Origin of the sequence: Paenibacillus woosongensis, from assembly GCF_009725165.1 — a bacterium.
GTDB lineage: Bacteria > Bacillota > Bacilli > Paenibacillales > Paenibacillaceae > Fontibacillus > Fontibacillus woosongensis.
Map to the genome: position 1 here is coordinate 142,167 of NZ_WNZW01000003.1, position 15,580 is coordinate 157,746.

General features: G+C 49.4%; 14 protein-coding genes. 12 read left to right on the forward strand and 2 right to left on the reverse strand.

The features are described from left to right. Window positions 1-120 precede the first annotated feature (120 nt). The 12 genes from rimO (at window position 121) to pduL (ending at window position 13,977) form a co-directional block, all read left to right on the forward strand. Window positions 121-1,449 (forward strand): 30S ribosomal protein S12 methylthiotransferase RimO, encoded by a 1,329-nt coding sequence (gene rimO, locus GNP95_RS11635; RefSeq protein ID WP_155611030.1) that lies wholly within the window; start codon window positions 121-123, stop codon window positions 1,447-1,449. Further along, window positions 1,446-2,033, forward strand: coding sequence for a CDP-diacylglycerol--glycerol-3-phosphate 3-phosphatidyltransferase (gene pgsA, locus GNP95_RS11640; RefSeq protein ID WP_155611031.1), 588 nt, complete (start codon window positions 1,446-1,448; stop codon window positions 2,031-2,033). The genes rimO and pgsA overlap by 4 nt, the downstream gene beginning before the upstream one ends. Before the next feature lie 120 nt (window positions 2,034-2,153). Beyond that, window positions 2,154-3,416 carry a competence/damage-inducible protein A gene (locus tag GNP95_RS11645; protein ID WP_155611032.1) on the forward strand — a complete coding sequence of 421 codons (1,263 nt, stop codon included), beginning with the start codon at window positions 2,154-2,156 and terminating at the stop codon, window positions 3,414-3,416. Window positions 3,417-4,229: 813 nt separating this feature from the next. Further along, the gene (recA, locus tag GNP95_RS11650) at window positions 4,230-5,288 is read left to right on the forward strand and encodes a recombinase RecA (protein ID WP_155611033.1); all 1,059 of its coding nucleotides are present in this window, start codon (window positions 4,230-4,232) and stop codon (window positions 5,286-5,288) included. Between the two features lie 128 nt (window positions 5,289-5,416). Continuing rightward, the gene (locus GNP95_RS11655; protein WP_155611034.1) at window positions 5,417-6,244 is read left to right on the forward strand and encodes a regulatory protein RecX; all 828 of its coding nucleotides are present in this window, start codon (window positions 5,417-5,419) and stop codon (window positions 6,242-6,244) included. Between the two features lie 280 nt (window positions 6,245-6,524). Continuing rightward, entirely contained in the window at window positions 6,525-8,066 is a 1,542-nt protein-coding gene (gene rny, locus GNP95_RS11660) for a ribonuclease Y (RefSeq protein WP_155611035.1), read from the forward strand. 86 nt (window positions 8,067-8,152) lie between these two features. Next, complete coding sequence (locus GNP95_RS11665) at window positions 8,153-8,947, forward strand: TIGR00282 family metallophosphoesterase (protein ID WP_330163400.1); 795 nt, start codon at window positions 8,153-8,155, stop codon at window positions 8,945-8,947. Window positions 8,948-9,073: 126 nt separating this feature from the next. Next, entirely contained in the window at window positions 9,074-9,334 is a 261-nt protein-coding gene (locus tag GNP95_RS11670; RefSeq protein ID WP_006286829.1) for a stage V sporulation protein S, read from the forward strand. 147 nt (window positions 9,335-9,481) lie between these two features. Next, window positions 9,482-10,429 (forward strand): dipeptidase, encoded by a 948-nt coding sequence (locus tag GNP95_RS11675; protein WP_196427150.1) that lies wholly within the window; start codon window positions 9,482-9,484, stop codon window positions 10,427-10,429. Window positions 10,430-10,657: 228 nt separating this feature from the next. Continuing rightward, the gene (locus tag GNP95_RS11680) at window positions 10,658-12,418 is read left to right on the forward strand and encodes a 2-oxoacid:acceptor oxidoreductase subunit alpha (RefSeq protein WP_155611038.1); all 1,761 of its coding nucleotides are present in this window, start codon (window positions 10,658-10,660) and stop codon (window positions 12,416-12,418) included. Further along, window positions 12,419-13,285: a 2-oxoacid:ferredoxin oxidoreductase subunit beta gene (locus GNP95_RS11685; RefSeq protein ID WP_155611039.1), complete on the forward strand. Its 867-nt coding sequence runs from the start codon at window positions 12,419-12,421 to the stop codon at window positions 13,283-13,285. Window positions 13,286-13,404: 119 nt separating this feature from the next. Next, a complete protein-coding gene (gene pduL / locus GNP95_RS11690) occupies window positions 13,405-13,977 on the forward strand; it encodes a phosphate propanoyltransferase (protein WP_155611040.1) in 573 nt (190 codons plus the stop codon). An 86-nt stretch (window positions 13,978-14,063) separates the two neighbouring features. On the opposite strand, the gene spoVAD is transcribed toward pduL, so the two are convergent. Next, on the reverse strand, window positions 14,064-15,080 hold the full coding sequence (spoVAD, locus tag GNP95_RS11695; protein ID WP_155611041.1) for a stage V sporulation protein AD: 1,017 nt from the start codon (window positions 15,078-15,080) through the stop codon (window positions 14,064-14,066). Window position 15,081: 1 nt separating this feature from the next. After that, window positions 15,082-15,570 carry a stage V sporulation protein AC gene (spoVAC, locus tag GNP95_RS11700; protein ID WP_155611042.1) on the reverse strand — a complete coding sequence of 163 codons (489 nt, stop codon included), beginning with the start codon at window positions 15,568-15,570 and terminating at the stop codon, window positions 15,082-15,084. Between the last annotated feature and the right edge of the window lie 10 nt (window positions 15,571-15,580).

Here is a 15,580-nt window from a genome sequence, read left to right on the forward strand (position 1 = left end):
TTGCTGCGCGGGCTCGCGTGGTGAGAGACCTTTACACGTTTTTGACATGGTATGTTCGTAAAGCTTATACTTGTAGGGAAAAATGGGTATATCGGTTAATTTCAATGGGGGATACTGCATATGACTGAAAAAGTGAAAATCGTAACGCTCGGTTGTGAGAAAAATTTGGTTGATTCGGAAATTATGTCAGGCCTGATCGATCAACGGGGCTACCGACTCGTAGAGGACCGGGAAGAGGCCACGGTCATTATCGTAAATACCTGCGGGTTCATTGACGCTGCCAAGGAGGAATCCGTGAATACGATTCTCGATTTGGCGGATTTGAAGGAGACGGGGAAGCTGAAGGCGCTTATCGTGTCCGGGTGCTTGACGCAGCGCTATAAGCAGGCCTTAATGGAGGAAATGCCGGAGATCGATGGTATCGTCGGAACCGGGGATTTTTATAATATCAATCAGATTGTTGATGAAGCGCTCAAGGGCAAAAAACCGGTTCAAGTCGGGAATCCGGTGTTTAATTATGAAGAGGTACTTCCTCGCAAGGTATCGACGGCCAAGTATACTACATACGTAAAAATTGCCGAGGGCTGCGATAACAATTGCACGTTCTGCAGCATTCCAATCATGCGGGGGAACTTCCGCAGCCGTTCGATCGAATCGATCATCGCCGAGGTTGAGCTAATGGCTTCGCAAGGGGTGAAGGAGATCAGCTTGATCGCCCAGGATTCCACCAATTACGGAACCGACCTCTATGGGGAATATAAGCTGGCCGAGCTGATGAATAGGGTTACGGAGGTTGAAGGCATTGAGTGGGTACGGCTTCATTATGCATATCCAGGCTTCTTTACCGATGAGCTGATCGAAATGATTGCGACGAATCCTAAAATTTGCAAGTACATCGATATGCCGCTGCAGCATAGCGAGGATGCGGTGCTCAAGCGGATGCGCCGTCCGGGACGCAATCGCGACATTCGCGAGCTGGTCGCAAAAATTCGTTCCCGAATTCCGAATGTTTCGCTGCGCACTTCCCTGATCGTTGGGTTTCCGGGCGAAACGGAGGAGGATTTTGAAAGATTATGCGATTTTGTACGGGAAATCAAATTTGACCGGCTGGGCGTATTTACTTATTCCAAAGAGGAGGATACTCCTGCCTCAAGGCTCCCGGATCAGGTGGAGGAAGAGGTTAAAGAGTGGCGAGCCAACACGCTGATGGAGATTCAGCGCGAGGTTTCTAACCAAAATGCCGGCAAATTCGTTGGACAGGTTCTGGATGTGCTGGTTGAACGGTATGACGGCCGCAGTGACGTCTTTATCGGGCGTTCACAGTATGATGCGCCGGAAATCGACGGTGAAGTATACGTTACGAATTGTCCTGTTGGCATTGGAGAAATCGCCAAGGTACGAATTACGCATGCTTATGAATACGACATGTCCGGGGAGGGTGTCCTTTGAACTTACCCAATCGCATAACCATTGCCCGAATTTTTATGATCCCGGTCATGCTGGTCTTCTTGCTGGTTGACTTCGAGTGGTGGTCTTATGAACTGTCGCTTGGCGGTTATACGCTGCCGGTAAACCAGTTGATTGGGGCGATATTGTTTATCGTCGCTGCCAGTACGGACGGAATTGATGGATATATTGCCCGCAAGCATAATTTGGTGACTAACCTCGGCAAGCTGCTTGATCCACTGGCAGATAAGCTGCTGGTGGCCGCAGTGCTGGTAGCGCTGGTTGCGATGGGTGAAATCCAAGCCATCATTGCAATCGTCATTATCAGCCGCGAGTTTGCCGTAACAGGACTGCGGGAAATCGCATTGCTGGAAGGTTCGGTTATCGCCGCCAGCAAGTGGGGGAAAGCGAAGACCATCGCTCAGGTAATTGCGATATCTGTTCTTCTCCTGAATAATTTTCCGTTTGAGTGGATCCGCTTTCCCTTTGATGAAATTGCGATTTGGGTTGCTACGCTGATTACGATTTATTCGGGCATCGACTATTTTGTGAAGAACAAAAGTTTGCTTTCATTCTCTAAAAGCTGATTAATGGACGGATTGTATAAATGAAACAACATTCAGCTATTCAGCGATAACTATTATTATTGAAATGAAAGAGACTGGGAATGCCTTTATTTTGCTGGTGGGAGGAGACGTGGGAGAGATATGAGAGCAGAAATCATCGCTGTAGGTACCGAGCTTTTGCTTGGACAAATCGTGAACACAAATGCGCAATTTTTATCTCAGGAATTAGCGTCTCTTGGTATCGACGTGTATTTCCAAACGGTTGTCGGCGACAACATGGACCGTCTGCGTCAAGCGATTCAAACCGCCGAATCGAGGGCGGATGTGCTTATATTCTCAGGGGGCATCGGCCCTACACAGGACGATTTGACCAAGGAAGCATTAGCTTCTGTGCTAGGCAGAGGTCTGCATTACGATAGATTGGCGATGGATAATATCGACCGGTTCTTTCAGGGGCGCAATATTCCGATGACCGAGAATAATCGGCGCCAGGCGCATGCGATTGACGGCTCCACGCCGCTGCCCAATGAGACAGGACTGGCCGTAGGGAACGCCATTGCGCATAACGGGAAGTTTTATATCGTATTACCTGGTCCTCCGAAAGAATTAATGCCGATGTTCCGAAATCAGGCGGCCACGTGGATTTTACAGCATGTGCTGACCCATGAGCAGCCGATTTATTCAAAGATGCTGAAATTTGCCGGGATCGGCGAGTCGGCATTGGAGACCCGCGTTCTCGATCTAATCGAAGAGCAAAGCGATCCGACTGTAGCGCCTTACGCGAAGGAGAGCGAGGTTACGCTGCGTATTACTACAAAGGCGAATTCAGAAAGCGAAGCGATGGCCAAGCTGGAAGTGATGGAGAAGGAAATCAGCTCGCGGCTTGGCGACCATCTATATGCAACTGAAGATGTGCCGATTGAGAAGACGATCGTGGATATGCTTACAGAGCTGAATCTGACCGTGAGCTGCGCTGAGAGCTGCACTGGCGGATTGCTCATGGAGACCATCACCTCTATTCCAGGCAGCGCTGCTGTCTTCCACGGCGGCATCGTATGCTATTCTAATGAGATGAAGGAGAAGCTGCTCAACGTTCCGCATGATTTGCTGGAGGGAGAAAATGCTCCTGGCGCCGTGAGCGCCGAAACTGCAAAAGTGCTTGCCGAGCAGGTGCGCATGATTGTTGACACGGATTTCGGTCTGTCGATTACCGGTGTGGCCGGTCCGGGCTATTCGGAGCGCAAGCCGGTGGGACTCGTGTATATTGCCATCTCCCGCCGCGGACAAGATACTGCCGTTCTTGAGCTGAATCTTAAGGGGAATCGGGAGACGATCCGGATTCGCTCTGCCAAGACGGTACTCTATCATCTGTGGAAACAGCTTAAGGAAATTGCCGACCGCTGATCGTGCAAAGCTGTTCGCAATTACATTTGCAAAAGGAATAAGCTTCGGGGTATAATGGAATTACGGAAGAACCGTAGCCTAACTGATTTGTTTGCGCTGCGGTTCTTTTTTTCGTTAATTGCTATGGCTGTTTGATGTTTATACCAAGCTTCTTATATTTAATCATTGTTGTCTTTGCTGTCATCATGAGCGAATCCCGAAGGGAAAGCGGCTGCATGCAGAGGAGGAGAAGGTACCAGCGCAATCGAACCTCTCTATTTGGTTTGCACTCCTCTCAGGGGCACCCGCAAGAGAATGTTAAGCACCGCGCCAAGAGTAAGCGAATCCCGAAGGGAGAGCGCCTGCATGCAGGAAGTAGAAGGAAAACACACCACATCAACTCCTAGCACCATTAGCAGGAGCGCCAAGCCAGAAGCGGACCGAAGGGGAGCAAGCGGCTCATTCCAGCCAAAGCTACCCGGGTGCTCAACCGTACCTCCTTGAGCAGGGTGTTTCCAGGTAACTCAGGTGAACCAAAAGTAAGACGTACCCGAAGGGGGAAAAGCGATCCACGCGCCAAAAGTAGAGCGTATCCCCGAAGGGGACAGCGGGCAGGAGCTCCTCTGCAACTCCTACGTTACTCCAATTTGCGGGAGTCCCGAGGGCTGCAAGCCCTGCGGGGGCCCTCCCTTACGGTAAGGGAGGGTTTGGGAGGGTTGAGACTCGAATACCCGAATATATGTTCGAAAAAATGCTTGGCAAACGTTCCAAAACAAGGTACAATTATTAATGTAAAGTCCTACATTTAATCAATTTGATAAGGATGTGAGCTGATTGTCAGATCGTCGTGCAGCGCTGGATATGGCGCTTCGTCAAATAGAAAAGCAATTCGGTAAAGGTTCGATTATGAAGCTGGGAGAATCCACTCATATGCAGGTGGAAATTGTTCCCAGTGGTTCTATTGCATTAGATATAGCTCTTGGCACAGGCGGGCTGCCGCGTGGCCGGATTATCGAAGTATACGGTCCTGAGTCCTCAGGTAAGACGACAGTGGCGCTTCATGCCATTGCCGAAGTTCAAAAAATCGGTGGACAAGCCGCGTTCATCGATGCGGAGCATGCGCTGGATCCATCTTATGCCAGCAAGCTTGGCGTAAATATCGATGAGCTCCTTCTTTCCCAGCCGGATACCGGAGAGCAGGCGCTTGAAATTGCAGAGGCGCTCGTAAGAAGCGGCGCTGTCGATATTATCGTTATCGACTCCGTTGCGGCGCTTGTCCCGAAAGCGGAAATTGAAGGCGAAATGGGAGATTCTCATGTGGGCTTGCAGGCTCGATTGATGTCTCAAGCGCTCCGCAAGCTGTCAGGAGCGATCAGCAAGTCGAAGACGATTGCGATCTTTATCAACCAATTGCGCGAGAAGGTCGGCGTGATGTTCGGAAATCCGGAGACAACCCCTGGTGGACGGGCTCTCAAGTTCTACTCCACCATTCGTCTTGACGTGCGCCGCATAGAGACGATCAAGATGGGAAATGACATGGTTGGTAACCGTACCCGGGTCAAGGTCGTCAAGAACAAGGTGGCGCCTCCGTTTAAGCAGGCGGAGATCGACATTATGTATGGAGAGGGCATTTCAAGAGAGGGCAGCATTATCGACATCGGCGTAGAGCTTGATATTGTCGATAAGAGCGGAGCCTGGTATTCATATTCGGGCGAGCGCTTAGGCCAAGGCCGCGAAAACGCGAAGCAATTTTTGAAGGAGAATACCCAGATTGCTAATGCCATTGAATTGAAAATTCGCGAAGCCAGCCAGTTGTCGACGGTCGTGCCTTCGGCTTCCGCAAGCGAGCTCGAAGAAGAAGCGAAAGAAGAGCAGGCGCTTTTCGAAGAATAATAACTTAGCAATATTTAGGCGCTCTGTATTCTGGCGAAGCCAGAACAGAGCGCTTTTATTTTGGAAGTGACGACCGTGATATAATATGCAAGCAAGTATTAGCAGAATGCGGCAAGGGGGGCGGCTCGATGAATGGAAAATACGGTAATCGCGGGATACAGCCACCTTCAGGAAAGGGCGGAAGGCGGTTACAGGAACCGCAGGGAATAGTTGATATTTCTGAAGAGCGTTTTTGGGGGAATACTACAGAGGAATCCCTCGCCGTGGAGTCAAGCTTTGATGATTTCCCGGATGAGGGTGAACTGGAAATTACTATGGTGGAAGCCCTAAAGCGGCCGAAGTTCCGTTACCGGATCCATTTTGGCTCCTATTCGGTCGAAATTCATGAAGATGTGATGATTAAATATCGGATGATCAAAGGCGCGGCTTTTGCCAAGTCGGATTTGGAAGAGATTATCGCGGCGGACGAACGGCAGCGAAGTTACGGGGACGCGCTTGTATATTTGAGCCGCAAGCCGCGTACTGCCTACGAAATAGCGCTCCGCCTCGAAGAAAAGGGATGGAGCGAAGAGACGGTAAGCGACGTTCTTTACCGTCTTAAGCAGGAGCGGCTTATTGATGATGCCGCATACGCCCAGGAATGGGCCAAGCAGCGTGTTGGAAGCAGGGGCAAGGGAAAACTATGGGTTCGCCACGAACTTCGTCAGAAGGGCATTGCCAAGCCTTTGATTGAGGAGGCGCTTGGTGAAGTCAGCGAAGAGGATGAATATAATAGCGCTCTACAGCTGGGGGCGAAGAAATGGAGATCCACCACAGGCGAATTCATGGACAGAAAGCGAAAGACGGGCGCTTTTCTTATGCGCAGAGGCTATTCAGGAGGGCTTGTTTCCAAAGTTATCCGCGAGTTGGCCCAGCAGGAGGGCCAAGAAAATACGGAGGAATGGGAAGAGGAATAGGCCTGCGGCAGGAGCGGCTGTCATTTGCTTGACAATATCTTTCGTCAAATAATAAAATGTCTATATGCACAGAGTCCTTTTTTCCTTCCAAAATTATGACTCTGTACACATTCTATTCGCCAATCATGAAGGGTTACATTTTAGCTCATGAATTAAAGTGAGCAGCCTACCTGAATCGGCCTGTATTCGATTCTTAGAAATGATGATGAATTGAGGAAGTTAACTACAACTGCAAGTATCCCAAGGAATGCCTTGGAGGAATCAACGGGGAGGTGAACAGATGCACGATGGAGTCTGGGTCGCTCTCGTTGCAGCCGCTTTATTCTTTGGGTTCGTGATCGGATATTTTATTCGGAAATCTCTTGCAGAAGCTAAAATTTCCAGTGCGGAACACGCTGCAAGCCAAATCTTGGAAAATGCAAAGAAAGATGCAGAAGCACTGAAGAAAGAAACAGTCCTGGAAGCTAAGGACGAAGTCCATAAAATCCGGACTGAAGCTGATAAAGACATTCGTGAACGTCGGAACGAAATTCAACGGCAGGAAAGACGATTGTTGCAAAAAGAAGAGTCGCTGGATAAAAAATTAGAATCGCTTGAACGAAAAGAAGAGCAGGTGGCAGGCAAAGAGAAGCGAATTGAAGAAACTCAGCAGCAGATTGATCAGATTTATAAAACTCAGGTTCAGGAATTGGAACGTATCTCCAACTTGACGATGGAGGACGCCAGAATCATTATCCTAAACAATGTAGAGCAGGAAGTTCGCCATGAAACAGCGCAGCTGATCAAGGACATTGAACAGCAGGCGAAAGAGGAAGCCGATAAGAAATCGCGTGAAATCATTACGCTGGCTATTCAACGCTGCGCAGCCGATCATGTTGCGGAGACGACCGTATCTGTTGTAGCATTGCCGAACGAGGAGATGAAGGGACGGATCATTGGCCGCGAAGGACGCAACATCCGCGCGCTTGAGACGTTGACCGGGATCGATCTCATTATTGACGATACGCCGGAAGCCGTCATCTTGTCTGGCTTTGATCCGATTCGTCGGGAGATCGCTCGTACCGCATTAGAGAAACTTGTGGCGGACGGACGGATTCACCCGGCGCGAATCGAAGAAATGGTCGAGAAATCGCGTCGTGAAGTGGATGAACGGATTCGTGAATACGGTGAGCAAGCAACCTTCGAAGTGGGAGTTCATGCGCTTCATCCTGATCTGATCAAAATTTTGGGACGTCTTAAATTCCGGACAAGCTACGGCCAGAACGTGCTGAAGCACTCGATGGAGGTTGCTTACTTGGCCGGCCTGATGGCAGGCGAATTAGGCGAAGACATCGTTTTGGCCAAGCGGGCTGGACTGCTGCATGATATCGGTAAAGCGCTTGATCATGAAGTGGAAGGATCGCATGTCGAGATCGGCGTGGAATTGGCTAAGAAATACAAGGAGCACCCGGTGGTTATCAATAGTATCGCATCCCACCACGGTGACTGTGAGGCCACATCGGTGATCGCCATGCTGGTCGGTGCAGCTGATGCCTTGTCGGCAGCAAGGCCTGGCGCTCGCCGCGAAACGCTGGAAACATACATCCGGCGCCTCGAGAAGCTTGAAGAAATTTCGGAATCTTTCGAAGGCGTGGAGAAATCCTATGCCATCCAAGCTGGCCGTGAGGTTCGCGTTATGGTACAGCCCGACAAAATCGACGATGCAGAAGCATTCCGCCTGGCTAGGGACATCACGAAGACGATTGAGAATGAACTGGATTATCCAGGGCATATCAAGGTTACCGTCATACGCGAGACACGGGCGGTTGAATACGCAAAGTAAAGCCAATGCTGAGAAAGTGGCCCTTATGGGGCCGCTTTTTCTCATTGCTTATGAGAATACAACCATTGTTTGAGGAGGAACCTGCCATTAAGGTTTTATTTATCGGAGATATTGTTGGAAGCACGGGCCGGAAAGCGTTGAAGGAGACGCTCCCGCATTTGAAATCCAAATATAGCCCGCATGTCATTATTGCGAACGGAGAAAACGCAGCCGGAGGAAGAGGTATTACGGCGGCGATAGCCAAAGAGTTTTTCGAGCTAGGCATACACGGCCTTACGATGGGCAACCATACATGGGATAATAAAGAAATCTTTGAGTTTATCGACGATGAGCCGCGAATGATCCGTCCGGCCAACTTTCCCCCAGGAACGCCGGGACGGGGTTATACCGTCATTAAAGCTAATGGCAAAGAGCTCGCGATTGTCAATTTAATGGGCCGCACTTTTCTACCAGCTATTGATGATCCGTTTAGGGCAGCCGACGAAATTATCGGGAAACTGGCCAAAAAGCATAAATGCATTCTCGTCGATTTCCATGCCGAGGCCACTTCAGAGAAAATCGCGATGGGCTGGCATCTCGATGGGAGAGCCTCCCTTGTCGTAGGCACGCATACACACGTGCAAAGCAATGATGACATAATACTGCCTCAGGGAACAGCTTATTTGACGGATGCGGGCATGGTAGGCTCGCGGGAAGGCGTGTTAGGCATGGAGAGGGAAGCAGTGCTGCGTAAGTTTACAACACAGCTGCCGGTGCGCTTTCAAGTGTGCGAAGGGAAATGGCATTTTCATGCCTTAGTAGTGGACGTCGATGACTCTACGGGACGTGCGAAGAAAATTCAAAAAATTCGCTTGCTTGAAGACGAGTGGATTATGGAGTAAGAAAATGCAAAATTAGTGTAATGCCGGCTGCGGAATAGGGTATGGTAAAAAGCAGGAATTTTTTCACTTCTAACGAATATCTTCTAAGTAGTGGAATCAACCATTATTCCCAGGGAGGTACTTACCATGGAAGTATTAAAAGTTTCAGCAAAATCCAATCCCAACTCCGTTGCCGGTGCGCTTGCTGGAGTTCTTAGAGAACGTGGCGCTGCTGAACTTCAGGCTATAGGGGCCGGTGCTCTGAACCAAGCCATTAAAGCGGTAGCGATTGCCCGGGGATTCGTCGCACCTAGCGGTGTAGACTTGATTTGTATTCCGGCGTTTACGGACATTGTCATTGACGGCGAGGATCGCACAGCCATTAAACTGATCGTGGAGCCTAGATAAAATAATAGATAGCAACAATTAGATACCTGTTTACGAGCATGCGTAGACAGGTTTTTTGCATTTGAGGCAAACTATGACAAAGATCCAAAGTTTCATCTCTAGGCATAAACGTGTAATCAGCTAATGAAGGGCGGGGGGAGTTTGAAAATGAAAGTCGCCGATTTCCATTGCGATGCCTTAAGCAAAATGCGGCTTCATCCTGAAATGGACTTCACTGCAGACGACCGACTCGACGTATCCGCAAAGCGAATGGTCCAAGGCAACGTTAAACTGCAGTGCTTTGCCATATTCTTATCCAAGCAGCTGGGGACCCCGAATATGGGACATATTTTGGATCAGATTGATGTTTACAATACCCGTGTCATTCCAAACGGAATATTTCCCATTCGCTATGCCGAAGAGCTGGAGCAATGGGAGCAGGAGGGGAAGCAGGGAGGATTGCTGGCACTGGAAGGAGCTGACGGCCTGGAGGGAAACTTGCATTATCTGCAAGTTTGCTTTGATTTGGGGGTGCGCTTGCTGGGAATTACTTGGAATCATGCGAATTGGGCAGCTGATGGCATATTGGAACAACGTAACGGAGGGTTTACGTTTAAAGGCGTCCAGCTCGTCGATTTAAGCCATCAGTTAGAAATGATACTAGATGTATCCCATTTATCCCAGAAGGGCTTCTGGGAGCTTGTAGAGCTCTCTGAGGCAGCGCAGCGGCCATTCATAGCTTCCCATTCGAATGCCTACGCGGTCTGTGATCATGTCAGAAATTTGCATGATGAGCAAATTCAAGCTATCATACGAATGAACGGCAGAATCGGTGTGACATTTGTCCCTTGGTTCGTTCATAAAGGCGGCGTTCCGTCGAGCAAGCATTTGCTTCCTCACATTGAGCATATTTGCGCTTTGGGCGGTGAGGACCATATTATGTTTGGCTCTGACTTCGACGGAATCGAAGAGCATCTTAGTGATTTTGATCATTGCGGACGCTATTTGGATTGGGCAGAAATGCTGCTAAAGCATTATCCTGAACGGCTTGTACGGGGATGGTTGTACGATAATGCAGTCAGGTTTTTACGCATGTGGCTGCCAAAAAACAAGTAAGCGCTTTAATTAATCCAATCGTGAGATCGATATGATCGAAAACTACTATATGATAAAAGGCTCGAAAACGCTTGCTTTTTATTTGTTTGCGACATAAAATTGACATGACTCTGAAACAGAATGTTCACATTTATGGAAACGGTGAATACTGTTTCCAAGTCAACATTCTAGCTGCACTATAAATATACTGATAGTGCTATAGCGATACGATTAAAGGGGTGGGCGATCTTGATTAGTCAATTGTCTTGGAAGATCGGTGGACAGCAAGGTGAAGGCGTTGAAAGTACAGATCGAATTTTTTCGACGGCCTTGAACAGACTGGGATATTACTTGTACGGGTATCGGCATTTCTCCTCCCGTATTAAAGGCGGCCATACGAATAACAAAATTCGGATCAGTACAATGCCGATTCGTGCGATTTCCGACGATTTGGACATTTTAGTCGCTTTTGACCAAGAAAGTATCGATTTGAATGCACATGAGCTTCGCAGCGGGGGCGTCATCGTAGCCGATGCTAAATTCGATCCTACCGTTCCTGAAGGTGTTGACGCGACTCTCTTTGCGGTTCCGATTACGGCGATTGCGGAGGAGCTGGGTACTTCACTGATGAAGAATATGGTAGCGTCCGGAGCATCTTGGGCGTTGCTTGGTCTGCCGTTGGAAGTATTTAATAAAGCCGTAGAAGAAGAATTTGGACGTAAGGGTCCAGCGATTGTTGAGAAGAATATCGAAGCGGTGAAACGCGGTGCGGATTTCGTGCTTGAGCTTGCCGGAGGGCCGATTGACAGCTTCAAGCTGGGTCCTGCTGACGGTAAGCAGAAGCTGTTCATGATCGGCAACGATGCGATTGGCCTTGGCGCGGTTGCTGCCGGATGTCGGATCATGAGTGCCTATCCAATTACGCCGGCTTCTGAAATCATGGAATATTTAATCAAGAAATTGCCGAAATTCGGCGGAACGGTAATTCAAACCGAAGACGAAATCGCCGCTATTACGATGGCGATCGGCTCGAACTATGCCGGCGTCCGGACGATGACCGCATCGGCGGGTCCTGGCTTGGCCCTGATGATGGAAGCGATTGGCCTGGCAGGGATGACCGAGACTCCTGTCGTTATTGTGGATACACAGCGTGGTGGCCCAAGTACAGGGCTGCCGACGAAGCAGGAGCAAAGTGATATTAACGCGCTGATCTACGGTACTCATGGTGAAATTCCGAAAATCGTAATTGCGCCTAGTTCGATCGAAGAATGCTTCTACGATACAATTGAAGCCTTCAACCTTGCCGAGAAATATCAAGTTCCAGTCATTTTGGCGACGGATCTTCAGCTTTCGCTGGGCAAGCAGTCCTGTGAAATGCTGGATTATAACAAAATTGTCATCGACCGCGGATATGTGGTGAAGGATATTCCTGACCGTGAAGACGGCAGCATGTTCAATCGTTATGCATTCACCGAGAATGGCATCTCCCCACGGGTTCTGCCAGGCGAGAAGAACGGCATCCACCATGTTACCGGCGTAGAGCATGATGAGGCAGGACGTCCATCGGAAAGCCCGGTTAACCGGAAGAAAATGATGGATAAACGTCTGCGCAAGCTGAACAAACTGCAGATGACGAACCCGATCCATCTTCAGGCTCCGCATGCTGAGCCGGATATCCTTGTTATCGGCATGGGATCCACGGGCGGTACAATCGATCAGGCTCGCACGCGTCTGGACGGGGAAGGCATCAAAACGAATCACATGACCGTTCGTTTGCTGCATCCGTTCCCGGTCGAAGAAGTGCTTCCGGAAATTAAAAAAGCCAAGAAGGTACTTGTTCTCGAAAATAATGCGACAGGCCAGCTGGCCAACCTGATTAAGCAAAACATCGGTTATCACGACAAAATTGTCAATGTGTTGAAGTATGACGGCAATCCGTTCCTTCCTTCGGAAGTTTACAACGAATGCAAAAATGTAGCCGGAAATAAACCGCAGGAGGAGTTGGTCTAAATGGCAACTTTCAAAGAGTTTCGTAATAAAATCAAACCAAACTGGTGTCCAGGATGCGGAGATTTTTCCGTACAAGCTGCCATTCAACGCGCTGCGGCCAATGTAGGGCTGGAGCCAGAGGGGTTGGCAGTCATCTCCGGAATCGGTTGTTCCGGACGGATTTCAGGATATATTAACGCTTACGGTCTTCATGGAATTCATGGCCGTGCGCTGCCGATCGCTCAGGGCGTAAAGCTGGCAAACCGCGATTTGACCGTTATCGCTTCCGGCGGGGACGGCGACGGGTTTGCAATCGGTATGGGCCACACGGTTCATGCGATTCGTCGTAACATCAATATCACTTATATCGTTATGGATAACCAGATTTATGGATTGACGAAAGGCCAGACTTCTCCGCGGAGCGGCGAAGGCTTCAAAACGAAGAGTACGCCTGAAGGATCCATCGAATCTACGTTGTCGCCGCTAGAGGTAGCTCTTGCAGCAGGTGCTACTTTCGTAGCCCAATCCTTCTCCAGTGATTTGAAGCAGCTGACTTCGTTGATCGAACAAGGCATCCAGCACGAAGGCTTCTCGTTAATTAACGTATTCAGCCCGTGCGTAACATTCAACAAAGTGAATACGTACGACTGGTTTAAAGATAATATCATCAACTTGGATACAGTAGAAGGCTATGATCCTACGAACCGCCTTGCTGCAATGACGAAGCTGATGGAAACGGGCAGCATGATCACAGGTTTGATCTATCAAAACAAAGAGAAGAAAAGCTACGAGAACCTTGTTCACGGTTTCTCCCAGGAGCCGCTGGCGCATCAATCGCTGGCATTATCCCAGGCCGACTTTGACAATCTTGTTGCAGAATTCAGATAATACAGTGAAAGATGTCCTTTTTGAGAGGACATCTTTTTCTTTTTGTTTGAAATAGGTGTATAATGGGTAACGATGTAAAACGTCATCGACATAGAGAAAAAACTGAGGAGTGTTTGCAAATGAGCAAAACAGTGCCAGTCGGCGTATCAGCGCGTCATATCCATTTGACCCAGGAACATATCGAAGCTTTGTTTGGACAAGGCTACCAGCTTACGGAATTCAAGCCGTTGTCTCAGCCAGGACAATTTGCGGCTAACGAGACGGTAGCGGTCATCGGTCCGAAGGGTCAATTCGACAAAGTGCGTATACTAGGACCTGCACGTCCTGCTTCACAGCTTGAAATTTCCCGTACCGATTCGTTTGCGATCGGCGTAAAAGCGCCGGTAAGAGAATCTGGAAATATTGAAGGCACGCCGGGTATTACGATTAAAGGACCTGCTGGCGAGGTGGTGCTGCAAGAAGGAGTAATCGTAGCAGCCCGCCACATTCATTTTCATACTTCCGATGCCGAGAAATGGGGCATTAAAGATAAGCAAATGCTGAAGGTTCGTTTGGGCGGAGAGCGCGGTTTAGTGCTGGAGAACGTCATTGCTCGCGTTTCCGATTCCTTTGCACTGGATATGCATATCGACACGGATGAGGCAAATGCAGCAGGAGCGAGTAACGGCGATACCGCCGAAATTATTGACTAATTGGCAATGCAGATGAATAACGGGCTATCCTAGGGAGAAATGTCCCCTGGGATAGCCCGTTTACTCGTTATGCGAAGCTGGCGGTTTTACGTTGCTTGCGTATTTTCGATCGACACCGCATGGGCAATGCAAGGAATTGTCTCTCCCTGCTGAAAGGACAGAGGCGAAAGCAATGCGCCCGTAGCAACCACAAGAATCCGGTTTAGCTCGCCGCGCTCGAGCTGATTCAGCAGATGTCCATAGGTGACGACGGCCGAGCAGGCGCAGCCGCTGGCTCCCGCTTGAACCTGCTGTTTGCTGTAATCGTAAATCATCATGCCGCAATCTTTATAGATGGTTCCCTCCATCGGGATACGATGCTCTTTTAGTAAGGTCTTGGCGATATCATAGCCTACTCTCGATAAATCTCCGGTGACGATCAGATCGTAATACGAAGGGTCTATTCTCATATCTCTGAAATGGGCCTGAATCGTATCAACCGCGGCGGGAGCCATGGCTGCTCCCATGTTAAACGGGTCGCTAATCCCCATATCGATTACTCTGCCGATCGTCGCTGAAGTGACAGCAGGGCCTTCCCCTTCGAGTGATACGACGGCAGCGCCTGACCCGGTTACGGTGAATTGCGCTGTTGGCGGCTTCTGTGAGCCGTATTCCGTTGGATAGCGGAATTGCTTCTCCGCACTCGCATTATGGCTGCAGGTGCCAGCAAGAGCATACTTGGCACCGCCATGGTTAACGGTCAATGAAGCGAGCGCTAGACTCTCCATTGAAGTGGAGCATGCCCCGAAGAGACCGAGGAAGGGGATGTTTAGCGATCTGGCGGCAAAGCTGCTGCTGATGATCTGGTTCATCAAGTCCCCGCCGAAATAAAACTGGATTTGCTCTTTGGTCAGGCCTGCTTTTTTAACGGCTAGGTTGGCTGATTCTTCGATAAGCGTCTTCTCCGCCTTCTCCCAGCTCTCTTGTCCGAGATACAGGTCTGAATGTATGATATCAAAGTCTTTGGCCAGCGGCCCATCGCCTTCGAAGGGGCCCACGATCGTCGCCCTGCCGACGATCTTCGGTTTGTTCTCAAATATCCAGCTTTGGTGGCCTTTAAGCATGTCACGAACCTCCTCCTCCTGCATATCCAGGTACAAAAATGGCGTAAATAATCCCGATAATGAACGCGGCAACTGTTCCGAATACAACCACGGATCCAGCTAATTTAAACATTCCCGCTCCCACTCCCAATACTAATCCTTCGCTGCGATGCTCGATGGCGGAAGAGGCCATGGAATTCGCGAAGCCGGTGACGGGTACAGCGCTGCCTGCACCTGCCCACTGGGCGATTTTATCGTATACGCCTAGCGATGTAAGTATGACGGACAATAATATCAGCACGGCAACGGTTGGGTTGCCCGCTTCCTTATCCGTAAATCCGCCATATTTCATAAATGCCTGCCGAATAGCTTCCCCGATGAGGCATATGGTTCCTCCGATCAGAAAAGCACGAATGCAATTGCTCCATACGGGGCGTTTCGGTTCCTTGGACTGCGCTAGTTTTTGATATTTCTGTTGGACCGGCGTCATTTTTTTATTATTGTTTCCCATCAAATTACCT